22 protein-coding genes are annotated in these 26,952 nt (G+C 45.7%); 11 read left to right on the top strand and 11 right to left on the bottom strand.

Annotated elements, in window-relative coordinates; translation table 11 throughout:
- Window positions 1–13: 13 nt before the first annotated feature.
- Genes HHL16_RS18775 through HHL16_RS18755 form a run of 5 tightly spaced genes read right to left on the bottom strand, consistent with a single transcriptional unit; the run spans window position 14 to window position 7,911 of the window.
- Window positions 14–913: a hypothetical protein gene (locus tag HHL16_RS18775; RefSeq protein ID WP_169426882.1), complete on the bottom strand. Its 900-nt coding sequence runs from the start codon at window positions 911–913 to the stop codon at window positions 14–16.
- Between the two features lie 30 nt (window positions 914–943).
- The gene (locus tag HHL16_RS18770) at window positions 944–2,461 is read right to left on the bottom strand and encodes a RagB/SusD family nutrient uptake outer membrane protein (protein ID WP_169426881.1); all 1,518 of its coding nucleotides are present in this window, start codon (window positions 2,459–2,461) and stop codon (window positions 944–946) included.
- Window positions 2,462–2,479: 18 nt separating this feature from the next.
- Window positions 2,480–6,073 (bottom strand): SusC/RagA family TonB-linked outer membrane protein, encoded by a 3,594-nt coding sequence (locus HHL16_RS18765; protein ID WP_169426880.1) that lies wholly within the window; start codon window positions 6,071–6,073, stop codon window positions 2,480–2,482.
- Between the two features lie 50 nt (window positions 6,074–6,123).
- Complete coding sequence (locus tag HHL16_RS18760) at window positions 6,124–7,308, bottom strand: FecR domain-containing protein (protein WP_169426879.1); 1,185 nt, start codon at window positions 7,306–7,308, stop codon at window positions 6,124–6,126.
- Window positions 7,309–7,320: 12 nt separating this feature from the next.
- Window positions 7,321–7,911, bottom strand: a complete 591-nt coding sequence (locus tag HHL16_RS18755; RefSeq protein WP_169426878.1) for an RNA polymerase sigma-70 factor — start codon at window positions 7,909–7,911, stop codon at window positions 7,321–7,323.
- A 207-nt stretch (window positions 7,912–8,118) separates the two neighbouring features.
- Here HHL16_RS18755 and HHL16_RS18750 point away from each other — a divergent pair, with 207 nt between their 5' ends.
- Complete coding sequence (locus tag HHL16_RS18750; RefSeq protein ID WP_169426877.1) at window positions 8,119–8,826, top strand: DNA alkylation repair protein; 708 nt, start codon at window positions 8,119–8,121, stop codon at window positions 8,824–8,826.
- Between the two features lie 7 nt (window positions 8,827–8,833).
- Here HHL16_RS18750 and HHL16_RS18745 read toward each other — a convergent pair whose 3' ends face one another.
- Window positions 8,834–9,676: a hypothetical protein gene (locus HHL16_RS18745; RefSeq protein ID WP_169426876.1), complete on the bottom strand. Its 843-nt coding sequence runs from the start codon at window positions 9,674–9,676 to the stop codon at window positions 8,834–8,836.
- A 138-nt stretch (window positions 9,677–9,814) separates the two neighbouring features.
- Entirely contained in the window at window positions 9,815–10,849 is a 1,035-nt protein-coding gene (locus HHL16_RS18740) for a DUF4421 family protein (protein ID WP_169426875.1), read from the bottom strand.
- Between the two features lie 197 nt (window positions 10,850–11,046).
- On the opposite strand from HHL16_RS18740, the gene HHL16_RS18735 reads away from it, so the two are divergent.
- The 6 genes from HHL16_RS18735 (at window position 11,047) to HHL16_RS18710 (ending at window position 16,849) form a co-directional block, all read left to right on the top strand.
- Window positions 11,047–11,571, top strand: coding sequence for a hypothetical protein (locus tag HHL16_RS18735; RefSeq protein WP_169426874.1), 525 nt, complete (start codon window positions 11,047–11,049; stop codon window positions 11,569–11,571).
- Between the two features lie 114 nt (window positions 11,572–11,685).
- Window positions 11,686–12,078 (top strand): hypothetical protein, encoded by a 393-nt coding sequence (locus HHL16_RS18730; protein ID WP_169426873.1) that lies wholly within the window; start codon window positions 11,686–11,688, stop codon window positions 12,076–12,078.
- A gap of 252 nt (window positions 12,079–12,330) precedes the next feature.
- The gene (locus HHL16_RS18725; RefSeq protein ID WP_169426872.1) at window positions 12,331–12,729 is read left to right on the top strand and encodes an AraC family transcriptional regulator; all 399 of its coding nucleotides are present in this window, start codon (window positions 12,331–12,333) and stop codon (window positions 12,727–12,729) included.
- Window positions 12,730–12,782: 53 nt separating this feature from the next.
- The gene (locus HHL16_RS18720) at window positions 12,783–13,538 is read left to right on the top strand and encodes an SDR family oxidoreductase (RefSeq protein WP_169426871.1); all 756 of its coding nucleotides are present in this window, start codon (window positions 12,783–12,785) and stop codon (window positions 13,536–13,538) included.
- Window positions 13,539–13,674: 136 nt separating this feature from the next.
- Window positions 13,675–16,206, top strand: coding sequence for a phospholipase C, phosphocholine-specific (locus HHL16_RS18715; protein WP_169426870.1), 2,532 nt, complete (start codon window positions 13,675–13,677; stop codon window positions 16,204–16,206).
- 169 nt (window positions 16,207–16,375) lie between these two features.
- Complete coding sequence (locus tag HHL16_RS18710) at window positions 16,376–16,849, top strand: hypothetical protein (RefSeq protein ID WP_169426869.1); 474 nt, start codon at window positions 16,376–16,378, stop codon at window positions 16,847–16,849.
- A 78-nt stretch (window positions 16,850–16,927) separates the two neighbouring features.
- Here HHL16_RS18710 and HHL16_RS18705 read toward each other — a convergent pair whose 3' ends face one another.
- The 3 genes from HHL16_RS18705 to HHL16_RS18695 form a co-directional block, all read right to left on the bottom strand.
- The gene (locus HHL16_RS18705) at window positions 16,928–18,043 is read right to left on the bottom strand and encodes a TlpA disulfide reductase family protein (protein WP_169426868.1); all 1,116 of its coding nucleotides are present in this window, start codon (window positions 18,041–18,043) and stop codon (window positions 16,928–16,930) included.
- A gap of 308 nt (window positions 18,044–18,351) precedes the next feature.
- Complete coding sequence (locus tag HHL16_RS18700; protein ID WP_169426867.1) at window positions 18,352–19,941, bottom strand: BACON domain-containing protein; 1,590 nt, start codon at window positions 19,939–19,941, stop codon at window positions 18,352–18,354.
- Window positions 19,942–20,110: 169 nt separating this feature from the next.
- The gene (locus HHL16_RS18695; RefSeq protein ID WP_169426866.1) at window positions 20,111–21,604 is read right to left on the bottom strand and encodes a hypothetical protein; all 1,494 of its coding nucleotides are present in this window, start codon (window positions 21,602–21,604) and stop codon (window positions 20,111–20,113) included.
- 291 nt (window positions 21,605–21,895) lie between these two features.
- Here HHL16_RS18695 and HHL16_RS18690 point away from each other — a divergent pair, with 291 nt between their 5' ends.
- The 3 genes from HHL16_RS18690 to HHL16_RS18680 all read left to right on the top strand — a co-directional run bounded on the left by HHL16_RS18690 (window position 21,896) and on the right by HHL16_RS18680 (window position 24,473).
- The gene (locus HHL16_RS18690) at window positions 21,896–22,477 is read left to right on the top strand and encodes a Crp/Fnr family transcriptional regulator (RefSeq protein ID WP_169426865.1); all 582 of its coding nucleotides are present in this window, start codon (window positions 21,896–21,898) and stop codon (window positions 22,475–22,477) included.
- Between the two features lie 244 nt (window positions 22,478–22,721).
- Window positions 22,722–23,603, top strand: coding sequence for a phytanoyl-CoA dioxygenase family protein (locus HHL16_RS18685; protein ID WP_169426864.1), 882 nt, complete (start codon window positions 22,722–22,724; stop codon window positions 23,601–23,603).
- An 18-nt stretch (window positions 23,604–23,621) separates the two neighbouring features.
- Window positions 23,622–24,473, top strand: a complete 852-nt coding sequence (locus HHL16_RS18680) for an SDR family NAD(P)-dependent oxidoreductase (protein WP_169426863.1) — start codon at window positions 23,622–23,624, stop codon at window positions 24,471–24,473.
- 105 nt (window positions 24,474–24,578) lie between these two features.
- Here the strand turns inward: HHL16_RS18680 and HHL16_RS18675 are convergent, their stop codons facing one another.
- Window positions 24,579–25,652: an AI-2E family transporter gene (locus tag HHL16_RS18675; RefSeq protein ID WP_169426862.1), complete on the bottom strand. Its 1,074-nt coding sequence runs from the start codon at window positions 25,650–25,652 to the stop codon at window positions 24,579–24,581.
- A gap of 232 nt (window positions 25,653–25,884) precedes the next feature.
- Here HHL16_RS18675 and HHL16_RS18670 point away from each other — a divergent pair, with 232 nt between their 5' ends.
- A complete protein-coding gene (locus HHL16_RS18670; RefSeq protein ID WP_169426861.1) occupies window positions 25,885–26,928 on the top strand; it encodes a dienelactone hydrolase in 1,044 nt (347 codons plus the stop codon).
- Window positions 26,929–26,952 lie beyond the last annotated feature (24 nt).

The following is a 26,952-nucleotide window of genomic DNA, read 5'->3' as shown; positions in this document are numbered from 1 at the left end:
TTTGTTAGGGTAATCAATGTCCCGCATTTCCGATAGCCTGCAGGTCTATACCGAATGCGTTCAGAAAATAATTGATAAGGATGTCGTATTTCTTTCTGATAAGTCCTTTTGTATCGAAGGATGGATGCAGCTCGCCGCCCGGCGCAATCAGCTCGCTGTAAGGTTTTGAAACGATGGTCTCAATAAAACAGTTCCAGTCTTTCTCCGGCGTGCTTCTGTAATAATCGATGATGCCCTGCTCCTGCGGATACCAGTAATCGATATTGTTATAGTCTGTAAGTGCATGAAAGGCCGACTGCCTCTTTACGATCTGTCGTTCGGTAAGGGTCGACAGCCATACTGTATTCGCTTTTCCTTTCAGCAGATTCTTCTCATCCTGCGTAATGGTCTCTACCCGGCTGCCCCCATAAGTAAAGAGTAAATAATCGCCTCCTGAATACGCATAGAAATTCTCTCTCAGGTTATATTGCGGTGTGCCCGTTCCATTATCAGCAAGGAAGAAGCTATCTACAAGAAAAACCTTCTTTGGCAGGCCCTTCAACAGAAAGTCATCAGGATAGAACTTCAGCATCACTTCTTTCATCAGATCCAGCTGCTTCCCAACATAAGCCTCGTCTGGCGGTACATCAAAAAGTCCTCCTCTTGTTTTATTGGTGGTGGCATCATAGGCCCCACCCAGCCAATCGGCCTGATTGTGATAGAGATCATTGGGTTTGTATTTATACAGAACAAGGGTATTGTACTTTTTGAAGAAGGCCAGTATATCCGCATCATAGGGATGATTTCCCTGCGGAAGCGTATGATCGCCATACACATCTTCCGGTTTTTCCGTGGGCGTGAGTGCTGCTTCTTTTTTGCAGGCCGTGGCCAGCAGCAGTATAAGTATAGCGGTATAATTTATCAGACGTTTCATATGAATTACGTTTAAGTATATCAGTTATGTTTACGGGTTTTGCTCCAGTGCAGGGTTCTTGAGCAACGCATTACGCGGAATGGGCAGCACATAATGTTTATCACCTTTGGTGAGCACATGCTCTGCCGGCGCCTGATTCACCGAACCCTGAAACACGTGTCTGATCTCAGGCATGCCGTAGCGACGGAGGTCGAACCAGCGGTGATCTTCAAAGCACAGTTCCCTTCTGCGTTCATCACGGCAGAACTGCAGCAGTTCATCGCCGGTTTTGTCAACAGGCTGATACGCTGTATTGCGTGTGTCATATCTTGATTCACGAAGGGTATTGAGATCACGCAAGGCACTTACCCGGAGTTGCTCATCTCCGTTTTTGAGGTACTGCATTATGTTGGCTTCAGCCCTGTTGAGATAGAGCTCTGCCACACGCATACCTTTCACCGGTCCCTGATATCCTTTGGGTGCTTTCCATCCGGCAAGCGGAACAAAAATGGTCCAGTCATAATCGGCCATATTCCATCCGAAATAGTAACGCATGCGCAGATCACCCCGGTTATTTTTGTTGGAAGGTGTGTACTCATATTTGCTTCGCAGATCGGGCGACACACAGAATGGCACTGCGCCATACGCCCTGTTCTCGCCGATATAATAGTACTCCATGTAACTGGCGTATCCCAGCCAGATCACTTCAGCGCTGGTGTAGGAATAAACCCCGGCAGCAGGCTGTTCATACCATGGAGGAAAAGCAATGTTAGACAGCTTTACCAGCGATGGATTCAGCGCCAGCCCCAGCGATGCATGTTTTGCTGCCAGATCCCATTTCTCCTGATAGAGATAGAAGCGGCTCAGCAACGTATGCATAAAAGCAGGTGTAACCCTGAACTTAGTATTGGTGGTGCCATACTTTTCAACAATTGGCAATGCCTTCGTCAGATCGCTCTCCACCTGATCCCATGCCGCCTGCAGGGTAGATCGTTTGGGGAATTCATCTTTCACTACCGAGTTCAGTATCAGCTCTACTCCTAATGCCTTGCTGCGATCGATGCCCGGTGTATTGTAAGGCTGTGCAAACAAATTGGTGAGCATGAAATAATAAAATCCACGCAGCGCCAGCGCCTGCCCTCTCACATTCTCCCGCTCGCTTTCATCTCCCTTCACCCCATCTATCATTTCGAGCACCACATTGCAACCCTTGATGCAGCTGTAGTATCTGGCATAGGTATCTATATCCTCACTTACATCTGCTGCTTCCATCATTTCAAAAAGACCACGGTTCCATGTATAGGGCCCTTCGTACATTTTATAACTGTGCTCCGCAGCTTTATCAGGATTGAAATTGCTGACCATATCATCCGTCATCAGATCGAGAAAAGCATGGAAACTGCTGTAGGTGCCTGCCGTATATGCTTCGCCCATCAGCAACTGCTGCAATTCGGCCACCGAGCCTGGCCTTACTTCATCCTGACTTTTTTCTTCCAGAAATTTTTTGCAGCCTGTGAGGCACAACACCAGCAACAAACCCCACATGCTTCTGTATATCGTAGTATTCATTTTAAGAAAGTTGAATGGTTAGAAACTAACATTTAACTGCATGGAGTATACACGTGGTATGGGTTGATTGCCCGTTGCCACTTCAGGGTCCATCCCTTTGAAATCCTTACTCACAATGATGAAAGGATTTCTTACTGCTGCGCCCACAGTCATAGACTTCACGCCCAGGTATCGCACGGTACGCTCCGGCAGATTCCAGGAAAGCGAGATATCATTGCAGCGCAGAAAAGAAGCATTCACTACGCGAGCATCGGAATAGTTATACATATTGTAGAGATACTCCGTCATGGTATTGCTCGGAATGAACATCCAGGGCATATTGGTGGTATTGGTCGCAGGATCGTAGATGCCGGAAGGGATGGCAGGAATATTGGTGAACTTTTCATCGCCTGGTTTCTTCCATCTGTTCACAAATTCTTTCGGCAGATTGTAGTAGGCACTCGGCAGTTCTGATCCGCCGGTTTCCATTCTTTCAAAAATATTGTACAACATCTTCTTGCCGCCGAGCTGCATATTGAAAGAAGCAGCCAGCGTGAATTGTTTGTAACGAAGCGAGTTGGAAATACCTGCGGTAAAATCAGGCTCCAGTCTTCCTGCATATTTCAGGTAGGTGGTAGCATCCGCTCTGGGAGCGGGTTGTGCATCTTTTGTAAAGAGGTCGAAAGTGGGATAACCATTTTTGGGATCAAGTCCGTTGAATGCAAATACCCAGAAGGATGATACTGCATATCCTTCTTTATTCAGCCTTCCGCTGGCCGCCGTTAACCAGTCTTCTGATCTGGAGATATTGCTGGCCACCCTGTTGGTGTTCCTTGAAGTGTTGAAGCTCATATTCCAGACAAGGTTGGAGTTACGGATCAGTGTTCCGCTCACCACCAGTTCCAGTCCTTCATTCTCCATATTGCCGCCATTCACCGGCATGTTCAGAATGCCGTAAGACAATGGCACTTCTTTGTAAATGATCATGTCTTCGGTTTTCTTTTTGTAATACTCCAGACTGAAGATGAAACGGTTTGCAGCAATGCCCACATCAATACCCAGGTTGATGGTTTTGGTTTTCTCCCAGCGGAGATCGGCATAACCGAGTGATTTGATCTTCAGCTCCTGCTCGGCAGTAATTGGGTTCACTGCATTTTTGGGAATATTGGCAATCAGATCGGGGCCAAAGTTCTCGGCCACATTTCCCTGCCATCCGTAAGAAGCACGGAGATTGAGTTCGCTCACCACACGCTGGTTCTTCATCCATGGTTCGTTGTGTACATTCCATCTTACACCACCGGCCCAGATGGGGAGAAAACGTTTTCTGCTGTCCTGCCCAAAACGGTTGGATGCATCTGAACGAAGGCTGGCAGTGAACACATACCGTTCATCGTAGGAGTATGTAGTGCTTCCGTAATAGGAAATGAAATTCGCATCCCTGTCCAGAATACTTTGCTGCATATTCTCATAAATGGGATTGGCAATGGGGTTGCCCTGTACGCTGGTGATCATGCGTGGTGGCATTGAGATATTGCGGCCCCTGTTGGGGAAATAACCATAAGTGCCATTACTGAAGCCCCTGCTCTTGGTGCTGCGGAGTTCCTGTCCGGCCAGCACACCAAAGCGATGCGCTCCGATCATTTTGTTAAATGCAAGACTGTTCCTGAAATTATATCCGATGTTGCGGGATTCCGTTGAATTGTATTCACCACCATGCGGCAGCTGAGACTGACTGTACTGAGGTGTTCCAACCGTGTACTGCCCTACTTCGTATCCTCTTATGCCTGCGATGTAATGAGTGAACTCAGAGGCCCAGGTCTCACCGTTTGCATTGTTTGAACTGATGCCCATCTGACTCTCAAAGCGAAGTCCGTTGATGATATTGTAGTTGATGAGTAAGGTAGAATTGAAAGTGCGCTGATCGTTCTGGTTGCCGGTTTCGTTCAGCTCATTCAATACATTGAAACGCACCGGTACATAGTTCCTGCCACGAATATCATAGTATTGGTATTTACCGTCGGTAGCATAAGCGGGGATAGCGCGGCTCGTCTCCTGCGCGTATTTGAAGGGATCAACAATATAGAATCCACTTGTTTTGGTGAGATTGCCGCTGAGACGTGCGCTTACAGTGAGCTTTTCCGTGAGCTTCGCATCCACATTGATGGTGCCGTTCATAGACTTGCTCTCATTGCCTTTTGCGATGCCGAAGTTCTGAGACATGGATACAGAACTGTAATACGATATTCTGTCTGTACCACCAGATAAAGAAACACTGTGATTATGACTGAACGGAGTTCTGTAAAGCAGATCTATCCAGTTGGTATTGACTGTTTCCAGCCTTTTCACTTCCTGGTTGAATTCAGCATAGCTTATCTCTTTGTTGAGGTACCGGTAGTAAACGTTCTCATATCCTACAGCGTAGGTATCGGTTCTTCCCAGCAATCCACGTTCTACAATCTCGCGCGACACATCGATCCTTTCTTTTGAATTCATGAGATTGAGCTTGCTGTACTGCAATTTTTCAGTGATGGCAAAACCACCTGCATAGTTCACAGCCATACGGCCTGCCTTTCCTTTTTTGGTTTTGATCACAATCACACCATTGGCAGCTTTTACACCATAGAGAACAGTGGCTGCTGCATCTTTCAGTACAGTAACATCTTCAATATCATTAGGATTTAACCAACTGATGCTGTTACCGATGAGGTTCCTCATCATATCGGCATTGCTGCCCACATCATTGAGCGCTGCTGCCTGAAAAGGAATGGGATCGGTTTGTATAATACCATCCACCACCCATACAGGTTCCTGATTGCTGAGCAGTGTGGAAGTGCCACGTACACGCACTTTGGGGCGCGTGCCTATCAGTCCGCTCTGATTCATCACCACTGTACCGGGGAGTTTGCCCTGCAGCATCTGCTCAAGATTATTGGTGCCATCAAACAGCATGTCTTCGCGTTTGATGGTATTGGCAGAACCTACCATCTCGGCTTTGCGGATGGTCTGATAACCCGTTACCACCACATCTTTCATTTCGTTGGGAGCTTCTTCGAGGTTCACAACCTGTGTAAGTGTTTCCGCGTTTGTTCTTACCGCAACAGCTTTCTGCTTCATGCCAACAAAACTTACAGTGAGGGTGGTTCTTTTGCCGGTGGTGAGGGTGAATTTCCCGGCTGCATCTGTAATGGTGGATCTACCGCTGTTCACGTCTGTTACACTGGCGCCTCCGAGTGGCGTGCCTCTGGTGCCGAGTACGGTGCCTTTGATCACCACTGTTGTATCGATCACTTTTCTTTCGGGAGCCTCTGCAGCAGCAGCCGGCCTGCGTTTGATGATGATCGTATTCTTTTCAACCGTAAAACGCATGTCTGTTGATTCGAGCAACTGATTCAGCAACTGCGAAAGCGGTTTGTTGCTCACATTGATCGATACAGGAGGATACCTGTCCAGGTCGTCCACGCTGTAAAAGAAATTCAGTCCGGTACTTTTTCTAACGGTGTTCAACACTTCTGAAAGCCTTGCGTTTCTGACGTTGAGCGAAACAGGCTTCTCCGTGTCCTGTGCTTTCAGTGAAAGCATGAGGAGTACACCCACAGCCAGCAGCAGGCTGCGGAAGACCACAGGATGTTTCATGATGAATTGAGTTTAGTTTTGGTTGTTATCTCCGTATTTCAGCGGTACATCTAATTTGGCATTACCTGACTGACAAGAATGGTTCTGCCCTTAATGTTGAATTTTACATAGGCGGCTTGTTCTATGATGGCCAGCACATCTTCAATATGCTCCATCTTTTTGAGTCGGCCACCTACCCTGCGATGCTTCAGTTGTGGCGAGGTGAACTCAAAGTCAAAATCATATAGGCGGCTAAGGTTGTCTGTAGTTTCTCCGAGAGTGATCTCGTCTATGATGATCTGCCCGTCTTTCCAGGCAGTGTACGTTTCTGTATCAACAGGTTTCGTAACAAATTTTCCATTGCTGAATGTGCCCTGTAATCCGGGCTCCAGCAGGGTTTTGGCATCCCCTGCCGACAGCCTTACGGATCCGTTCACAAGGGTTGTGGATTGGTTATTCGCATATGCATTTACATTGAACTCTGTTCCCAGCACCTGCACTTCCGTTCCTTTCACATTCACTACAAAAGGGAGAGTTGCGTGAGGTTTCACTTTGAAATAAGCTTCACCACTTTCCAGTACCACCTCTCTTTTGGATACGCTTCCGAAATGTGCAGGATAACGTAATCTTGTAGCGGCATTCAGCCATACTTCGGTACCATCGGCCAGTTGCAGGCGATATTGTCCGCCTCTTGGTATCACCAGCGTGTTGTAGCCTGCAGGTTTCACCTGCTCCCCTGCTGCGGTGTATTTCAGCAGGGTGGTATCTACATTCACTATTTCGGTGGCTCCCTGTACTAATTTTTCATCCGGCCTGTTCTGAAGATCAATGCTGCTGCCATCTGCGAGTATCAGTGTGGCCTTGTTGGGTTCCAGCGGCTCCGACAGATACTTGCCTGCTACCACGGGCTGAGCGCCATTGTCTTTGTTCAGATACATCACCAGCACCGCTCCACTGATCAGTATTCCAAGCAGTATAGCGGCATATTTCATCCAGTGCCTGAAGCCCTGCATCCTGCGCACAGCGGGCATTTCAGCAGGCAGTTCTTTTTCCAGTATGGAGGAGATGATCCGTTCCCTGCTTTCTTCATCCAGTGGGATCTCCTGCTGTTGTTCCAGCATTTCGGATGCCAGCGCCAGTCGCTGCTGCGCAGCGCTTCCCTTTGAGAGGAATTGCATCAGTTCCATCTCCTCTTCCGCAGAAATGGAATTGCTGGTCCATTTGCTGAATAATTCCCGCAGCCTGTTATCCTCCATACAATGGTTTCTTTATAGTAGACAAATGAATAGAAAAAAAGAGGGGATACCCCAGAAAAGAATTTTCAATAAATTTTTTTTGAGGGAAACAGTGGCTTTCTTGATATACTCTTTCACCGTATGGATGGAGAGACCCATCTCCTCAGCAATCTGTTGTTGTTTCATGCCCCGTTGCCGGCTCAGTTCCCAAACCTTCCGCTGCTGGGGTGGCAGGGCTTCCACTGCACGTTGCAGCTGATGATGATACTGCCGCCATTCTTCGGTATGCTCTTCCGTCTGTAAGGGTTGCCCGCTCTGCAGTTCATGAATGATCAGCCTTTCATGCGCCAGCCTCCGGAGCATGCTGCTGCCTGTATTCCGGGCAACGGTCACCAGCCAGGCTTCGGTATTTCTGATGGTATGCGCTTCATGTCTGTATTGCCAGAGACTGGTGAATACTTCCTGCACAATTTCTTCTGCAAGTACAGGCGAACCGGTAAGCCGGAGAGCAAATGCATGGATGCGCGGAGAATATGTATCGAAGATCTGCCTGAAAGCCGATTCATCACTTTCAGACAATTGCAGCAGCAATGCTGCGGGATCATATTTGGGGGTGGAGGGCAATCAGTTTCCCATTTGGTTTCAAAGCCAGTCAGAGTAAAAATAGCATTTCAATCCTTATTATGTGTAAAGTATTCGAAGCAATCCGGCTGATCAGGATAAACATTCAGCACAATTTCCCGACAGCGGAACCTTCAAAACCGGCAACTGGCCCACATTCGCCGGCACCAACTCAATAATCCGGTATATTTGAAAAGTAATCGTTGCAATATGAAAACCATCCTCACCAGATTGCGTGCCGATCTGAAAGCCATTGCAGATCCTGAAGTGAAAGCCACACACCAGCGATTCTTCAAAGAAGAGATAAAAGCATACGGCATCAAACTGCCGAATGCAAAAGCTGTTGGAAAGAAGTTCACCAAAGAAATAAAAGCCCTTAGCAAAGCTGAGGTGTATGCACTTTGCGAAGAACTCTGGAAATCGGGTTACTTCGAGGAATCGATCATCGCCTGCGATTGGTCTTACTCACAACGCAAAGCAGCAGAGCCGGAAGACTTCCGAATGCTCGAAACCTGGGTGAAGACCTATGTTACCAACTGGGCATCCTGCGATACACTCTGCAATCATACAGTAGGAGAATTTCTGATAAAGTACCCTCAGTTCCTACCCGAACTGAAACGCTGGGCTGTTTCCAAAAACCGCTGGATGCGGCGCGGAGCTGCAGTTTCATTGATAGTACCTGCAAGAAAGAATTTGTTTTTCGATGAAATGCTGGAGATCGCTTCACTGCAACTCACCGATACAGACGATATGGTGCAGAAAGGTTATGGATGGATGCTGAAATCTGCCGTAGAAAACAATCTCGACGCTGTATACAAATTTGTGATGAAGCATAAAGCAGTAATGCCAAGAACAGCACTGCGTTATGCCATAGAGAAAATGCCTGCGGACAAGAAAGCGAAAGCAATGGAAAAATAGATCAGGCTTATTTTGTATACAACGGTGTACGCTTCATCAGGTACTCCAGTGTATTCTTGTATGCATCCTGTGTGTTCCAGAAAGCATTGCGTTGCTGACTGTACACAGTTACTCCTTTGTCGTTGTAAATGGCAAGGTTCAGACTGGTCTGATAATTCTGCTGCGCAGTTCCGTAAGTGGATGTGTTGACCTTTGCATTCTTCCCATCATCCTTATCCTTCGTTTTTACCTGACCATATGTATTGGAAGTTACTGTTTGCGTGGTTTTGTTCTGTGTAACTGCCCCTTCAATTACATATTCCACTCCGAGGATATTGCAGAGATCGTCCATCGTATATCCTTTCACATTGCTTTTATTGATGCCTGCTTTGATCAGTATCGCGTTGGTGATACGTGGATTGAGAATGGTGAAAACACCGGCATGTTTGCTCAGCAGGTTGAACGCTTCCAGTTGCACTTCTTCACCCACGGCATCATCTGTTGCCTGCCCATCTTTGGTGAAAGTGAAAGGAAGAAAAGCAACTTTATTGTGATGATCTTCCAAACTGCCTGCAGCAGCAGGTTTTGGCGCTCCGCCATTATTGGAAGATGAAGTTGCCGGTTGTGCAGGTTTGTTGATCACTTCAATTCTTCCGCTTGCAAAAGTGATTTTGAGGATGTCGCTCTTTTTGATCACATAGGTGAGCGTTTCACCTGCATAAGAAAACACAATTTCATTGTCGTTGATCTGTTGAACTTTGCCTGTGAGCTCATCGCCATTCAGTTTAAGGATTACATCGTTCTTAGCGTTTTGTGCCCAGGAGGAAATGCTCACGAAAAGGGAGAAAACAATAATAGTGAGATGTTTCATGTTACTGATTTTGGTTTGACAACGGTATATACGAATTTACAAAAATTATTATTTGTTTTTACTCCGTAATAGCCAGTTCTACCATCAATCACTCATTGTTAGTGCCCACATTCTTTTACGAATGGTATTGTTGCTGCATTACTTAAACCCCGCCTTTGAAACAATGCCCTGCACTGTATTCCTCAGCCATTTTGGTGCATTCAGTCTGTACCCTGCCGTTATCTGCAATATGGCATTATCATTTTGGGTAATCACACTCGTTCCCTGCTGCCGATAAGCCGCTGCACTCATGCGCGTATAGATGCCTGCAAAAAATCTCCTGCTGTTATAGCCGATCCCTGCACGACCATCGAGCCTGAAAATAAAATTCGTTTGATTGCCTTTCTCCTGATGATCCGTATACCTGTTGGTGATTCTATTGAACACATAACCCGCTGCCGGCGTTAATCCAACAGCAAGATAGAACTTCTCTTTCAACACAAAATTGTAATGATATCCCGCACCCAGCAACAGTTCGATGCTGTTGCTCCGTTGCGTATAGCCTCCCGGTTCGATGGCTGCTTTATTATCATGTACTGCATATCGATAGAAAATAGCAGGAATAAAACTTCCGGCACTCAGCACCTGCCGCTCACTATATGTACTGATCGCATTCACTGAAAATTCGTAGTTGAAATTCCAGGCAGTCATTCCGGAGAACTCTGTAGTCACCAGATCAGGGAACTGAATATATGGTTTTCCGGGAGTCCAGTCCGGATTGAAATCTTTGGTGTTCTCCAGATAATAGCCGCGGACGCGGTTGTAAGAAAGCTCCTGCAACAGATGCCGGAAATTGAGATTGAAATTTATTCCGTTGATCCTCGATTTGCCTTTTTCTGCATTGTCGTTGTTGCCTTCGATGAATCGAGGTACAAACCGGAATCCAAATGAAATGAAACGATAGCTGAAACCCAGTCTGGTAGCGGACTCCGAATTAGGACTCAGCTGAATATCCGTACCGGGAGTATTCACTTCAATTTCTTCAATATCCGTACTGTGCGTGAGCTTGACAGTGAGCAGATCTGTAAGGGATTCGAACTTCAGCCTGATAAGTCCGGCAGGAATGGAGTCCCTTTCCGCTCTGAGCAGCAGCGGAGCAAACAACAGAAAGGTACAAAGGCAGATCAACCTCATATTTAAAAATACACTCATTTTTACATTTTCCGGGCTTTCACTCTATACACTATTTCATCAGCAACTCATGAGTACCATTCAACAATAACCTTGCATTAACGTCCATCCCCTGCTTTTCATTAATGATTCGTTATTGGGGTATACCCGGTTAAACTCTTTTGTTTTTCAATAGTTCATAGAAACAAAACTATTAGACCATGAAAAAGCTATTCATCCTGATGACCATTAGTTTCGCAGGTTTGGCAACAAACGCACAAACCACGCAGATAACTAAAAGAGAACTGACCCACGAAAAACGCGAACTCCCTTCCTTCAGCTATCAGGCCAATGAACAATTTCTCAACGACTTCGATAATGTCTCCAATGTTGTCTGGAGACATGATTCCTACTTCGATATTGTAAGCTTTACCAAAGACGGCATTTCACAAACCGCATATTACGATGCCAGTGCCACACTCGTAGGAACCTGCTTCGACAAAACCTTTGCAGATCTCCCCCAATCAGCTCAGAACTATATCAACAAAAAATATGCAGGTTATACCAAAGGACCAATAATGCTCTTTGATGATAACGAAGCCAATGAAACTAATATGAGCTTATACGGCACTCAGTTTGAAGATGAAGACAATTACTTCATCGAACTGAAAAAAGGCAACGAAGATTTTGTACTCAGAATTACACCACTTGGTGGCATATTCTGGTTCAAGACCATTCGTTCATGATCAGCAGCAGTTACAACTTTCTTTTCTCCATTGTTATTGAATTGTAAATGGGGTTGATTCGATTAATACTGAGAGGCAAAAAAACGTCTAAGAGATAGAACAAAAACAGGTTTTATGAAAAAGTTACTCATCATATTAATTGCAACAGTCATCACATCCACTATGGCATCTGCAATGCCTGCTCCCGGCCCGGGATGGCATGGTGGTGGCTGGCATAGAGGCGGATATTATCGTCCGCGTACCATCATCTGGGGAGGTGGTTTTTACAACCCATGGTATAGTCCATGGGGCTATGGCTTCTATCCTGATTACGGTTACAGACCATCACCTCCCAGCAAACTGGATCTTCAGATCGAAGGCATCAGAGTAAATTATGCAGACAAGATCAAATCTGTGAGGATGAACCGCGACTTCACGCGCGAAGAGCGAAGAAATGAAATCAGGGACCTGAAAACACAACGCTCCAATGCCATTCTCGATGCGAAGAAAAACTTCTATAAATATTAGCAGGATCTGTGGACTACAGATGGTGCCGCTCCAAAATCGGGGCGGCACATTTTTTTCAACTGCCTGCGCATAACAAAATCATTATCAGTACGGGATAATCTCAGACAATAACTGGCACAGCATTTGTTTTTATCAGCAAAATGCGGTTCAATTTCCTTATCTTCCTTTCATTCGCATTTGTTCCGATTGATATACGCGTATGTACTGATTCATTTCCAGCTGAACAATTCCATTAATCATTATTACAGGTACATGAAGCATAAGGAAAGAAGACCCGAAGAAATCACAGAGGCATATTTCAAATTACTTGATTTGCATCTTGCAGAACTTGTTTCAGGAAAAACCACTCAGATGATGGAGCTGAATGAAATTGCAGCGAAACTTCATATTTCGGCCAAGCATCTCAGTTATACCATCCAATCCACCATGGGTAATCATCCCTGTCATTTTTATGATCAGAAGATACTGGCAGCTGCAAAGAATCTGTTGACGATAACAGACTGGTCCGTTGCCGAGATCGCCGACAGGCTTACCTATGATCCATCCAATTTCGCAAAGTTCTTCAAAAAGTATGCGGGTGAAACACCCGGACAATTCAGAAAACTTGCCCAAAGCAACCATTCGCAAAAAATTGCGAAAAGTTCACCATGATTGAGACCGCATAAAATTTCAATTTTAGATTTTGTCACTTTAAAAGGAATTTTATGCCAGACCATTCACTCGAAGGGAAAGTAGTGCTGATTGCCGGCGGCGGAAAAAATCTGGGCGGACTGCTCAGCAGAAATATTGCAGCCAAAGGCGCTAAAGTATTCATTCATTACAACAGCAACAGCAGTAAGGATGCCGCGGAAGAGACGCTGGCAGACATACGCAAGGCAGGCGGAGAAGCCACGCTGTTCCAGTCTGATCTCACAGATACGGACAATATCAAAAAACTATTCGAAGCAGCCATCAAACAGTATGGAAGTGTTGATATAGCCATCAACACAGTAGGGAAAGTATTGAAAAAGCCATTCACAGAAACAACAGAAGCTGAATACGACAGCATGTTTGCCATCAATTCAAAAGTGGCTTACTTCTTTATGCAGGAAGCCGGCAGAAAACTCAACAATAACGGAAAGATCTGCACATTGGTAACATCATTGCTGGCAGCATACACAGGGCTCTACTCCACTTACGAAGGAGGCAAAGCTCCTGTAGAACACTTTACCAGGGCAGCTTCCAAGGAATTTGGTTCCAGAGGAATATCAGTTACGGCAGTTGCTCCTGGCCCTATGGACACTCCGTTTTTCTATGGACAGGAAACGGCGGACGCAGTCGCATACCATAAATCGGCTTCAGCACTGGGCGGGCTTACTGATATCAGAGATATAGCACCCCTGGTTGAATTTCTGATCACCGATGGTTGGTGGATCACAGGCCAGACTATTTTTGCCAACGGCGGTTATACAACAAGGTAGTTTGGTGCACATCAGACCGGCAGCCTCCGCTGCCGGTTTTTTGTTGCATATGCCTATGTTACCTGCATTTTAAATTGGCCGCCGATGCATTGTTAATTGCTGCAGTCTGTTATCTTTAGCCCATAATCATTTGAATATGGATAGCAGAAGGGAATTTCTCAAAAACATCGGCCTGGCGGCAGGTGGTACAGGATTGCTGCATATGATGCCGGCCTCCATCGCCAGAGCGCTCGCCATCGACCCCGCTCCGGGAAGCACTTATCTCGATGCAGAGCATATTGTTTTTCTCATGCAGGAGAACCGTTCATTCGATCACGCTTACGGAACCCTGCAGGGTGTTCGTGGCTTCAATGACCCCCGCGCTATCCGTCTCCCCAACAATAACCTCGTTTGGTTGCAGACAGATAAAACCGGCAAAACTTATTGTCCGTTTCATCTCGATATAAAAAATACAAAAGCAACCTGGATGAGCTCCCTGCCCCATACATGGTCCGATCAGGTGGATGCAAGAAATAACGGTCTGTACGACCGCTGGCTTCATGCCAAACCATCGGGCCGTCGCGAATACAGTGGCATGCCGCTCACACTGGGCTTCCATACGCGCGAAGACATTCCGTTCTATTACGCACTCGCAGATGCCTTCACCGTATGCGATCATAACTTCTGCTCTTCCCTCACAGGCACCACCCCCAACAGGCTTTATTTCTGGAGCGGCACCCTCCGCGAATCGAAAAACCCGGAAACAATTGCAAGGGTTTGGAATGACGATGCAGATCACAACACCATGGTCAGCTGGACCACATTCCCTGAGCGTCTCGAACAACATGGCGTTTCGTGGAAAGTATACCAGAACGAAATCGATCTCAATGTAGGTTTCGAAGGAGAAGAAGCAGCATGGCTCAGCAATTTCGGCGATAACCCGCTCGAATATTTTAAGCAATACAATGCAAAGCTGCATGCACCGCATATCAAATACCTGCCAAAGCAGATCGAAGAAACAGAAGCAGAAATAAAGAAAACAGAGCAGCAACTTTCTTCTCTGCCCGGTGACGGAGATGAAACAACCAAAGCAAAAAAGAAACTGGCCAACCTTCAACGCCGGCTGCTTAAACTGAAAGAATACAAACAACTCTATACCACTGCGGCATTCGATAAACTTTCACCTGCAGAAAAACAACTGCATCAGAAAGCATTCAGCACCAACAGCGGAGATCCCGATCATCGAAAACTTACCGATATCACTTACAAAGACGGAGATACGGAAAGAACCATGAAAGCCCCCAAGGGCGATGTGTTGCATCAGTTCAGAAAAGATGTACAATCAGGGGAGCTCCCTACCGTTTCGTGGATAGTGGCGCCTGAGAATTTCTCAGATCACCCATCAGCAGCATGGTTTGGCGTTTGGTATATCAGTGAAGTACTCGATATTCTCACACATAATCCGAACGTGTGGAAGAAAACCATCTTTGTACTCACGTACGATGAGAACGATGGTTATTACGATCACCTCCCTCCTTTCGTAGCGCCACATCCTACAGAAAAAAATACCGGCAAGGTTTCGGCAGGTATCGATACTGCACAGGAATATGTAACCAGCAAATCGCAGCAATCTTCAGAAGAGGATGATGTTCGCCTCAGCTCCATCGGCCTTGGCTACCGTGTTCCGATGGTGATTGCATCGCCCTGGAGCCGCGGCGGATGGGTGAATTCAGAAGTGTTCGATCATACGTCTTCCCTGCAGTTTCTGGAGCATTATCTCTCGAAGCGCACAGGCAAAGAGATCAAAGAGCCGAATATCAGTGAATGGCGCAGAACCGTTTGCGGAGATCTCAGTTCTGTATTCAGACCATACAAAGGTGAGAAGATAGAACTGCCGACTTTTCTCGAACGCGACCCTTTTATTGAAGGCATTCATAAAGCGCAGTATAAAAAACTGCCTGATAATTTCAAAGCGCTCGACGCGTCAGAGATCAGCGCCATCAATTCCAATCCATATCAGGCCAATCATATGGCGAAGCAGGAACCCGGCACCAGATCGGCCAATGCGCTGCCTTATGAATTGTATGCAGATGGATTTCTGAAAGAAGACAAAAAAACGATACTCATCCGACTGAGAGCAGGAAAGGCGATACACGGAGAACGTTCTGCCGGTTCGCCCTTCACCGTATATGCACGCAATCTGCTGAACAATCAGGTGCAGTGCCGCTCCTATGCAGTGAAAGCAGGCGACATGGTGGAAGATGAATGGCAGCTGAGTGATTTTGAAAACGCACAGTTTGCATTGGAGGTCTATGGCCCGAATGGATTTTTCAGAGAATTCAAAGGCAGTGCGGCTGAACCGGAGCTGAATGTTGTTCCCCATTACGGACCGTTGAAAAAAGGTGGTTATTCAGGAAATCTGTTGATCGGCATTGTCAACCCCAACGAAGCCATACTGGATGTTACCATTACAGACAATGCCTACAAAACTCCGGCGATTAAAAGACAATTCGGCAAAGACAGGTCCAATGCCACTGCTTCTATCGAGATCAACAATTCCAAACAATCCGGATGGTATGATATTTCCATCACCATTGCGCAGGCTCCTCATTTTCTGTACAGACTGGCGGGGCATGTGGAGGACGGAAAACCGGGTAAAACCGATCCTTTCATGGGCAGAGTAATCTAAAGAGATCATCATAAAAAAGCAGGAACACATTTGCAATTACAAGCATATGTTCCTGCTTTTTGCATACATAGGTTTTTCTTCGTAACTTTTGGCTATTCCCTAAACCCATCTTCCGCTAGTTATGAAAAGTAATCCCTTATCTCTGCAGAGGAGAAATCTCCTTGGCAGTATGATAGCAGTTTCCATAATGATGCTGCTATATCTCCTTCAAAGCAAGGAGCAACGTTATACAGGAAATCAGTCCACTGCAATCACCGTATTATTCATCGTTGTGTTTATTTTCCATACCTGGGTGATACCGGCATGGAAATCGCCGCAGGCAAGGGTTGTAGCGAAATCCATCTTTTCTTATTCCTTCTTTACGGCACTGATCACCGGCATTGCCAATCTGTTCTTTCTGCTGTTTATCGATCCTTCTTACCCGGACCTGGTACAGAAAAAACAGGAAGCCGTATGGTATGCCCGTGGATATTCGCAGGAAGCCATCGCTGCGCAGTATGAGAACTCGGCAGCGTTTCATAATCCTGTGCTGGCTTCGCTCATTGCCATGTCTACGATCTTCATTATCACACTTACATTAACATCGCTCAGTTCGCTGATCATTCATGGCGTAAAGAGAAAGCCGCCTCAACTGGCATCATAATATTTGCTCTGTAAAAAAGAACACCCGGTGTAAACATGCATAACATGCAACACCGGGTGTTGTATTAATTGAATATCCTTAGTTCAGGATCTCAGCCAATTTCTTTTGCAGCTCTTCGCCTCTGAGGTCTTTGCCGATGATCTTTCCGTCTTTATCCAGCAGAAGGTTGGCAGGAATACCGCGGATGCCGTATTGTACTGCTACTTCGTTGTTCCAGAATTTCAGGTCAGATACATGCGTCCAGGTGAGCTTATCATCTTCGATCGCTTTCAGCCAGTTCTCTTTTTTAGAGTCGAGTGAAATGCCGAGGATGGTGAAGTTCTTATCCTTGTAATCGTTATAAGCTTTTACAACATTAGGGTTTTCACCACGGCAGGGTCCGCACCATGAAGCCCAGAAATCGATCAGTACATATTTTCCTTTGAAGTCGGAAAGCTTTACGGGCTTGCCGTCTACATCGTTCTGTGTAAACTCAGGAGCTTGTACACCAACAGCGGTAGCACGTGCTGCTCCGATCAGTTTTGCCAGGTTCTTTCCGGCTTTGCTGTTCTGCAGATCAGCAGAGAGGCTTTTGAACATTGGTTCAACCTCAGCTGCATCCATTTTACCTCCAGCAATTTCCTGAATGGAAGTGAGGCTGAAGTAAGAAGCTGGATTTTGCTTAATGTATTCTCTCTGCAAATTCTCCATTGCTTCAGCAGCAGGTTTGTAACGGTCTTGCAGACTTTTCACAAAGCCTTCCTCTTTTTTCTTTTCAGGAGAAGCATTTGTCCATTCAGCATTGATAGCATCTATCGTAGCCTGTGGAGCAGAAAGATATTTCTGGAATTTTTTGTATTCTTCGTTGAGGCTACTTCCTTTTACTACAGCATTCTTGATGGAATCTTTTGCAGCAAGGGTAACATTTCCTTTCTCTACATAAAAAGTGAGCGCATCTGCAGCTTTTGATTTCTCTCCGGTGTGGTTCAGAGTTACATTCATACGGGCAGGACCGCCGAGGGTTCCTTTGAATTCAAAGGCGCCTTTTTTCAGTTCTGCAGAATCCATGATATTCTTTCCATCTACGCGGTAGCTGAGGTATGCTTTCGCAGGAGCTCCGATCTTGCCCACCTTACCTTTGATAGTAAAGGGTGCATCCTGAGCAAAAAGAGCCGCAGGGGCGATCATCAACAGGGTTGCTAAATTCTTTTTCATTAGTAGTATTAACGTTTAAGCGAAAATATATCAATTGATAAACTACGGTTTGCCACTCATACATTTTCAGATAGTATTATGTAAACGGGGTATTTTTCTATTCCAATACCATCTAAACAACAATGGAAGGCAGCCGCTGGTTTCATTGCATATCTTTTGACGACAGAAGGGCCAAGTTCTTGTTCACTCAGGGTATTTTTTTGAAAGTTGCTTTTTGTGTGAAAAAACAACAGGCCTTCTGTCAGCGACAGAAGGCCTGTTAATAGAGATACAAAACATCCATTGTTATGCTAAATACTGCAGAGCTGTTATTCAAAACTCAATAACCAGCCATCCATGAGACCATGGTTTGCTTTCATGTCGCCATCATTACTTTGCGTATGACCAGCGGTAATAATTTTCTTTTCACTGGTGCAGAAAAGTGCCCCCACCCGATCTTCGTTTTTACCGCCTATTGTCTTGGACCATATTTTTTCTCCTTTCATGTTCGTGAGTACCAGCCATCCATCATTTCCGCCTTTATTACCGAGGAGATCAAAATCGGTGCTGGGGCTGGTACCTGCGATCAGTATTCCTTTATCGGGCACAATCGTAAGATGGGAGAAGAAATCCGTCATAGATCCGCCGAATGCCTGATGCCATTCGATTTGCCCTTCGTTATTGCATTTGAACAGCAACGCATCGCCATTGCCATACTTTGCTTTCAGTGGTCCTTCGCCACTTGCAACATACCCTGCAGCAAGGTAACCTCCTGCCGGATCGGGTATTATATGCGTAAAGCCCTCGTCGCTTGTACCTCCATATACGCGGCTAAATACAATGCTGCCTTCATTTTTTATTCTTAGCAACCATGCATCATTCCCACCACCTCCTTCGGGAATATCATTGCCTCTTCCCCAACTTGAACCAGCCAGCATAAATCCTCCTTCGGGAGTAGCAATCACAGAGTTAAGATTTTCCCAGCCGGAGCTGCCGTAGTTCCGGCTCCAGAGTAAAATACCGGTGCTGCTCACTTTGATCACCCAGCCATCGTTGAAGCCGCTGCTGCTGTAATTGTTTTTTACATCGCCATCCTTGCTGTAGGTTGTTCCAACAACCAGGCAACCTTCGTCGATGCCGGATGTAATGGCATAGCCGTATTCGAGTTTAGACCCTCCGAATACTTTGTTCCATTCTTTGTCGCCATTCTCTTTGATCTTCATCACCCAGAAATCGAAACTTCCGTGACCCGCTGCGAAATCGCCATCAGTACTGGACGAATAGCCGCTTACAAAATAACCACCACCGGGTGCAGGTGCAATTGCATTCAGGTAATCTCCTCCATTGCCTCCGTAAGTTCTCTTCCATTGCACAGATCCGTCTGCATTGTATTTCACAATCAGTCCATCATGAAACGCAGTCTGCGTGCCCGTTCTGAACACCAGGTCTCCATCATAACTGCCGGTTGAGCCTACAAGAATATATCCGCCGTTGCCGGTTGCGCAGCCGCCGGAAAAGTTATCATCCTTCGTTCCGCCAAATAATTTGAATGCAGGATTTGTGTAGAAGGGGATCTTTGTTACCGCGATCTTTTTTACTACTTTCTTTGATTCGTCTGTGATCACTAAGGTTGATGCTGTAGCATTGCTCTTACGATCCTGATAGCTGATCAGTACTTTCTGATTTCCTTTACCTGATGAAGCGCTTAGCTTCAACCAATCTGAAGCAGGCTCTGCAGCGATGGTCCAGGACGTGTTGGAAGAAATATTGAAACTATCGATGGCAGTTTCAACAGCATAAAGTGTGATCTGGGTTTTATCAGTTTCAATGACCGGATCCGGTGGCGGAGTATTGTTTTTCTTACAGGAAGTAATTGCCACACCAATCAACAGGGTTGTTATACACAGGGACTTTTTCATGTAACCTTTTTCCGGAAAAGTAATACGCGTGCAGGGCTGGTGAAAGCGCGCACTAGCCAGACAGCAGCAATTTGCAGACGAGCTGCCGTTAAACGATTCCGGATACATCCCACAAAAAAGCGCTTCCACTCCGAAACCGGAATGGAAGCGCTTTTACTTTTGAAAATACCTATTTCGCTTTCGTTGAAGCAGCCGTTGAATCGAGTATCATATTGCCTTCGATAGACCAGGCAAAATCGAGCAGCACATTATTGATGAAGATCGATGTATCCAAACTGATATACTGATCTGTTGTATATCCCGGCCTGTTGGTAACAGTGGCCATTGCATGACAGCTCATGCAATTGGTTTGCACCCCAAATTGTTTGCCCGGCAGCAATACACTGCGCATCTGGAAATCTGCGCCGGGTTCCGGAGCAGTGCCATGGAAGGCAGCTTCGAGATATGGATTGTATGCCAGCACCGGCTGCACGCCTGTATTGGTTCCACCGGTAATCGGTTGATTAGGCAGCACCATGGTATAAGCTGTTGCCAATGCGTAATGCGATGCAGCTCCCTGCAACTGTGAAGGACGCAACGCAGCAGCCATATTGGTGCTGGGCAGTCGTGGATTTGAAGGATCGGGCGCCCAGTAGAATGTCTGCCAGGTCCAGTTACTGATTTCCTTGGTGCCTACGTGCATGCAAATGAGCAGGGCTATTTGTCCGGCTTTCGCTTTATGTTTTCCGGAAAGACCTTCGGTACTGTCGCTTCTGTTCATATGGATGGCCATCTGTTCGTCCACATTGAAGTGAATGAATTCGTTGAGGTTGATAGTGGCGGCATTGATGGAATCCTGATTGGTAGAGCGTTTGGCAACGGGCACCACTTTTTTGTTGGCGGGCTGCTGATTCTTAACATCAACATACACGCAATTGGCCCAGCGTTTTGGTCCATATGATTCGAGTGTTGGTGGAGGATCTGTCCATACAGGAATCTTGATCAATCCATCAGTCGCTTCCGCAACATAATAGGATGGTTTGATAGTGATCGCAGAGTTGGGGAATGCAGGAATATTTCCGATAGCGCCCTGCTTCGCATAAGAATTGATCACAGACTGTTTCAGTATCTGGTTCTTAACAGCAAAACATGCAGCATTGGGATCGTAAGAAACCGTTACCCAGAAATTCACCGGATTGCTGGCAGGATCTTCATCTGCAAATTCCATTGCAAACCTCGCACGTTTCTGATCAGCAGATAAACCGTGACCAAACTGATGTGGCTGACTCAGAAAAGCACGGATAGATTTTGCTTCGCCATCGCATTTATTGGTGCCTTTGATAATCTGATTTTGAATATCGGAGATGCCCAGCCAGGTTTCATATGCGAGCAATGTATCGCCTGCATACACCTGATCTGTTTTGGCCGTCAGTCCGGCCCAGATGCCCCATGCATGTTTATACACGCTCGCAGAATCGTATTTGTAAGGAAATGCCGGATTGTTCATCCAGCCATAAATAGTGTTGGAGTCTTCAGGAAAATTGAACCCCGGCACAATCACAGGAAGGTTTACAGGCTTGATGCCGAGCGTAACAGTAGGCTTCGATTCATTGTTGCATACCGTAAGAAATGCAACAATAATAGCCAGGGTCAGCACAACACCTGCGCTTTTTTGAATTTTCATTTGATGTGTTTTTCGTAAGAAATTGATTTCAATGCCATCAAATTACAAATACGGCATACATGAAACTGACAGAATAAAAGATTGACCGATTACAGGTATCAATTACGGTTAAGGGTTTCCGTGCTGCTGTCGAAATAGTTTTATTTCTGGAAAATGAAATTTGTATTGGGAATCAAATACGTGAAAAACACCTGTTCAGGATTGATTGGCAATCTTTAGCACTGTGGAAATTATTCAACAGTTTTTGCTGGATGAATCAGTACCTTTCCTGCCTCAACCGGGATCATTTCAATGGATGCACAGGAGCAAATTCTCAAACATGCGGGTCAATACATTTCTCTAACATCCGAAGAGAAGGAATATTTTTTTTCACTGCTTCAATCCAAAACGTATTACCGGAAAGAATACCTGCAACGCGAAGGGAATAACTGCAATAGTTTCACTTTTATCATCAAAGGATGTGTAAAAAGTTACCTGCTCGATGAAAAGGGAGAAGAACATATTCTCACCATTGCATCGGCAGATTGGTGGGTAGTGGATTACATGAGTTTTGTGTTCGACCATCCCGGCAGTCTTTTTATAGAAGCCATCGAAAATACCAGCACCCTTATTCTTACCAAAGAAAAAAGAGAAGAGCTTTTCAAAAAGATACCTGCCTTCAATCAGTATTTCCGGATCATAACCGAACGGGCCTTTGCAGTAAGCCAGCAGCGAGTAACAGATATACTCAGTCTGCCTGCCACAGAACGATACGATAAATTCCTTGAGCGATACAAGGGAATTGCAGACTCTCTCACACAGCAACAGATTGCTTCCTTCATAGGCGTTACACCTGCCTTCTTCAGCAGGATGCTGAAAGCGAGACGCCGGTAAGTCTTACAAAAATCATCAGCAGATCTTTTTTCATGAATTATTTGGAACAGAAAAAACTTCTGCGTAATTTAGTCTACAGATTTAGTAGACTATTTAAAAAATGAGACCGAAACCTTCCATAAGTGTTGATTCACTAGCTCCCCTCCGCTTCGTCAGAAGCTGGTTCAGTCTTCATTCTGCCTCCTGGTGTTGTTGCTGATGCATATATCCGATCATTCATTTTTTTCAACATCAAACTTATTTTATGCGCGCGATAACCAATACGGCTTTTCGCCTGGGCGATGTTTTGTCCGGGGAGCAATTCGACTTCTTTCAGCAACACGGATTTATTCATTTCCGCAACTTCATTACACCCGAAACTTTAGCGCAGGTGTTGCAGGAAGTTGACTCAGTGCAACAACATCTCATTTCAAAAAATGTAGACAAGGTAAATGGCATTCCGCTGAAATTCGGGCAGGATACCGATGGCAGCCTGCTGATACAGCGCATTGCCTTTGCATCTCAGTTCAGTGATTATCTCAGCCGCCTGTTGCGCGATCCGAGATTTGCATCCATTCTCCAACTTCTTTCGCCATACAAAGGACGGATCGGTGAGTATGAGAAAGACGGACTGGTAGTGAATCATTATGTAAACACCACCAACAGCTCATTCAACAGACTAGGCTGGCATACAGACAGTCCGCGGGATCTGTTTCTTGGCAGCAAAATACTGCCGATGCTGAATGTGGGGCTTCACCTCGACGATTGTCCTTTCGACAATGGCGGCCTCAGAGTGCTGCCCGGTACACATAAGCAAAGTCTGTTCAGGCTGCTGTTCAGGAAAAAGTATTTTATCGATAATCGTCCGGATAAAAAAGAAGTAGGCTTCGATATCAAAGCCGGCGATCTCACCGTGCATGATGGCCGACTCTGGCATCGCGTGCAGCAGTCTCCGTTTGAAGGAGAAGCCAGCCGCCGGAGAGTAATGTACATTCCGATCGTTACAGGCGCTTATCAGCCCAAACACGCCAACAGTGCTACCCCCTTCTATCATAAATTGGCCAGACTGAAAAAGAATCCGAATGGCCGCATCAATTGGTCACTGGCAGAAGGCAAATCGGCCGTGACGCAGAAAAATATTGCCTGACATTAAAAAACATCACTCATGAGTTATGCATTGGTAACAGGAGCTGCCAAGGGAATCGGTAAATCCATCGCTACCGAACTGGCAAAGCGGAATTATTCATTGCTGCTGACAGATTTTGATGAACCGAATCTGAAGACCACTGCAGAAAGTCTTCAAAGAAAATACGGCGTAGAAGTATTGCATTTTGTGAAAGATCTTACAGCGCCTGATGCGGTTGATCAGTTATTTTCCTGGGCAGCTCCTTACCATAGTCAATTAACAGTAGTAGTGAACAATGCAGGATACGGATTGAACGGCGCATTCGAAGAATTACCGCTCGCAGATCAGTTCGGCATCATCGATGTGAACATCAAAGCGCAACTGGGTATCACCTATGCTTTTCTTCCTGTGCTGAAGAAATTCAGAAAATCGTACCTGCTGAACGTGTGTAGTACAACAGCGTATCAGCCTGTTCCCTATCTCACGGTGTATGCAGCAAGCAAGGCATTTATCTTATCGTTCAATAAAAGCCTGAAGTACGAATTGAGAAACAGTCCGGTTTCGCTGAGTTATCTCAGTCCGGGTGCAACCGATACAGCCTTCGTAGTTCGTGCGGGCATGAAACAACATACGCTGAAAACGGCCACCCGCTTCAATATGACGGCGGACGAAGTGGGCGCAATTGCAGTGAATGGCTTATTCAAAGGGAAGGAAGCGATTGTTCCCGGCTTTCTGAACAAGCTGAATGCAGTGCTGCCGAAATTCTTTCCGGTATCGTTTGTGAGGCGGATCGCTGCCTCGATCTATGAGGAGAAAAAACAAAAGGAACAGGTGATTTTGCATGATGCAGCTCCTTTGCAAAAGATACAGTCGGAGATTCAACAGAGTTAATCAGAAAATTATGGTGTTTATTATTTTGTATGCTTTCATCAAAACATATCGGGCAAAACGAAGGGCGATTGTATTGCAAAAGCAAATGCTTTCATAAGGCAAGGATCACTGCTTTGCAGTATCCCCTTCACCCAATAATTGTCCCCATGGCTTCAGCGCATCTATTCTGTCGAAAATAATTTTGAGTATCGCGATTACCGGAAGCGACAAGAACATTCCGGAAATCCCCCACAGCATCTGACCGATTATCACTCCTACGATAGTGGCCAATGCATTGATGCGCACTTTGGAACCAACCACCACAGGAAAAAGGAAATTGGAATCTATCAGGTGCACAATAATGATCACTGCCGCCACTCCACCAACAGTAGCCACCGAAGCGCCGGTTGAAAAAGTAACCAGGCAACTCAGCAGCAAAGCTGTGATGAAACCGATATAGGGAATGATGTTAAAGATGCCAACAATCAACCCCAGCAGAATTGCATACTTTATTCCGAGTGCCAGAAATGCCAGGCAGCAGCTGAGTGAAACGATGGCCATCTCAAGCAGTAATCCCGACAAATACTTCCGGATGATGTACTGCACTTTCTCCAGAATTTCGTGTACCAGCAATTCATTGCCTGCACCTGAAACGGCGAGAATAAAAGTGACGATCCTTTTACGATAGAAAAGCAGGAAGAAAGTATAGATCGCAGTAAATACCAGAAAAATAAATAAGGAGGATACCGAAACCACTGTGGTGCCCAGCACAGCAGAGGACGAAGAGAGGAGTCTTTCTGTGGCTTTATGAACATAGTCTGAATCATTGTTCAGATTGATATGGAAGGTAGCAGAGATCCAGTCGCGCACACCTTCGTAGGTATGAAGCAATTGTTCTTTGAACATGGGCCAGTCCTGCGCAAGATTTGAAAGCTGCGATCCGAGTAAATAGAAAAGCAGGAACAATCCGGCGATCAGTACAAATAGAGCCGTAAAGGAAGCGGCCCCTCCGGGGAATTTAAGTTTTCGTTCAAGGAAGGAGGTTAGTGGCAGTACGAGAATTGCGAGCAGCATCGCAATGATCATTGGCGCGAGCAATTCCTTTCCAAGAAGAATAAGATAGCCTGTGATGAGAATACCCAGCAGCACCATGGGAACTTTGAACCAGACCGGATATGCCGATATTTTTGTGTTATCCATTTTACGGATGTTTCGGCTAAATTATTGCAATTCTCTTTGAAAATGAACATGAGCAGGAGAGGAATGCCGCAAGCTCTGCCAATTGCATTGACCAAATGCAAAGCGCAACCATACTAACTAATTGGGGGCTTTGGTATAAAATCGCTAAAGGATACCTGGATAATTTCATAAATTCAGGAATAGATTTCATTCAATGAATCAGCCTTCAGATAAGCCTTAAACCCAAACAACTATGAGAAAAAGTATCCAAAACAATATCCTGATCGCTATACTATTCTTACTTATTCACCAGGTTGTCAATGGGCAGAATGCACACACTTTCAACATAGGCGAACGAACCTTGCATTACAAAGATGAAAAGCGCAACCGGCCAATAGTTACCGAAGTATGGTATCCAACTACAGATACGCTTAAAGCAAGTGATAAAAAGTATGCTCCTGTATTGCGAAATTATACGGTACGGGACGGTAGTTTGCCGGCGGGTAAGTTGCCGCTCATTATGGTTTCACACGGAACGGGCGGAAGCCGGCATTCATTGGAATGGTTAGCACAAAGTCTGGTGCAATCCGGTTTTATTGTAGCTGCTGTTGATCATTGGGGTAACACAACGGATAATAAGATTCCGGTTGAATTTATGAAGCCATGGGAAAGGCCGCAGGATATCAGTTTTGCGCTTACTCAACTGCTGAATGAAAAGGATTTTAGAGCAGTGATAGATTCTCAAAAAATCGGCGCATTAGGTTTTTCATTTGGAGGATATACTGTGATCGCTTTGGCTGGTGGAGTAGTTGATTATCCGGTGCTGATACATTACTATCGCACAGTAGGTCACAAAGAAGTTGAGTTTCCGGAATATCCGGGGTTGGGACGATTGCTGTACGACAGTACTTTGCTTGCGGCCACTAAAAAGGTTCCCAATCTGAAAGATAGCCGCATCCATGCATTCTTTGCGTTATCGCCCGGTACAGGTCCGGGGTTTCTCAGAAAACAGCAGTTTAAGAATGTACAGAGACCAGTTTTTATTATTGGTTCGTTAGCAGACAGCATGGCGCCTGTAAAAAGCAATGCGAGAGTATATCATAAGCTGATCAATGGATCTGGTTATTATGAGTTCGGCGGAAAAGTCGGGCATTATGTAATGTTGTCCGAAGCAGATGACGAATTGAAGAAAGAGGCACCGGTTCCATTTGTTGATGATCCGGGTGTAAACAGGCATCAGGTGCATTTAAAAGTAGAGAGCCTTGCCGGTGATTTTTTTAAGAGGAATTTGAAATGAAGTGTAAATGCAGGAAGCAGAATG

The organism is Pseudoflavitalea sp. G-6-1-2 (genome assembly GCF_012927185.1).
GTDB lineage: Bacteria > Bacteroidota > Bacteroidia > Chitinophagales > Chitinophagaceae > Pseudobacter.
Note: the sequence above shows the minus strand (reverse complement) of the source record. Positions and strands in the feature narration are given on the sequence as shown.

Bases quoted from the DNA above. Each gene is read 5' to 3' on its own strand.
- HHL16_RS18670 (WP_169426861.1), top strand. From the start codon at position 25,885: ATGAGAAAAAGTATCCAAAACAATATCCTGATCGCTATACTATTCTTA.
- HHL16_RS18720 (WP_169426871.1), top strand. From the start codon at position 12,783: ATGCCAGACCATTCACTCGAAGGGAAAGTAGTGCTGATTGCCGGCGGC.
- HHL16_RS18705 (WP_169426868.1), bottom strand. From the start codon at position 18,043: ATGAAAAAGAATTTAGCAACCCTGTTGATGATCGCCCCTGCGGCTCTT.
- HHL16_RS18735 (WP_169426874.1), top strand. From the start codon at position 11,047: ATGAAAAAGCTATTCATCCTGATGACCATTAGTTTCGCAGGTTTGGCA.
- HHL16_RS18765 (WP_169426880.1), bottom strand. From the start codon at position 6,073: ATGAAACATCCTGTGGTCTTCCGCAGCCTGCTGCTGGCTGTGGGTGTA.
- HHL16_RS18680 (WP_169426863.1), top strand. From the start codon at position 23,622: ATGAGTTATGCATTGGTAACAGGAGCTGCCAAGGGAATCGGTAAATCC.
- HHL16_RS18725 (WP_169426872.1), top strand. From the start codon at position 12,331: ATGAAGCATAAGGAAAGAAGACCCGAAGAAATCACAGAGGCATATTTC.
- HHL16_RS18775 (WP_169426882.1), bottom strand. From the start codon at position 913: ATGAAACGTCTGATAAATTATACCGCTATACTTATACTGCTGCTGGCC.
- HHL16_RS18730 (WP_169426873.1), top strand. From the start codon at position 11,686: ATGAAAAAGTTACTCATCATATTAATTGCAACAGTCATCACATCCACT.
- HHL16_RS18745 (WP_169426876.1), bottom strand. From the start codon at position 9,676: ATGAAACATCTCACTATTATTGTTTTCTCCCTTTTCGTGAGCATTTCC.
- HHL16_RS18715 (WP_169426870.1), top strand. From the start codon at position 13,675: ATGGATAGCAGAAGGGAATTTCTCAAAAACATCGGCCTGGCGGCAGGT.
- HHL16_RS18760 (WP_169426879.1), bottom strand. From the start codon at position 7,308: ATGGAGGATAACAGGCTGCGGGAATTATTCAGCAAATGGACCAGCAAT.
- HHL16_RS18770 (WP_169426881.1), bottom strand. From the start codon at position 2,461: ATGAATACTACGATATACAGAAGCATGTGGGGTTTGTTGCTGGTGTTG.
- HHL16_RS18750 (WP_169426877.1), top strand. From the start codon at position 8,119: ATGAAAACCATCCTCACCAGATTGCGTGCCGATCTGAAAGCCATTGCA.
- HHL16_RS18740 (WP_169426875.1), bottom strand. From the start codon at position 10,849: ATGAGGTTGATCTGCCTTTGTACCTTTCTGTTGTTTGCTCCGCTGCTG.
- HHL16_RS18710 (WP_169426869.1), top strand. From the start codon at position 16,376: ATGATAGCAGTTTCCATAATGATGCTGCTATATCTCCTTCAAAGCAAG.
- HHL16_RS18695 (WP_169426866.1), bottom strand. From the start codon at position 21,604: ATGAAAATTCAAAAAAGCGCAGGTGTTGTGCTGACCCTGGCTATTATT.
- HHL16_RS18685 (WP_169426864.1), top strand. From the start codon at position 22,722: ATGCGCGCGATAACCAATACGGCTTTTCGCCTGGGCGATGTTTTGTCC.
- HHL16_RS18700 (WP_169426867.1), bottom strand. From the start codon at position 19,941: ATGAAAAAGTCCCTGTGTATAACAACCCTGTTGATTGGTGTGGCAATT.
- HHL16_RS18690 (WP_169426865.1), top strand. From the start codon at position 21,896: ATGGATGCACAGGAGCAAATTCTCAAACATGCGGGTCAATACATTTCT.
- HHL16_RS18675 (WP_169426862.1), bottom strand. From the start codon at position 25,652: ATGGATAACACAAAAATATCGGCATATCCGGTCTGGTTCAAAGTTCCC.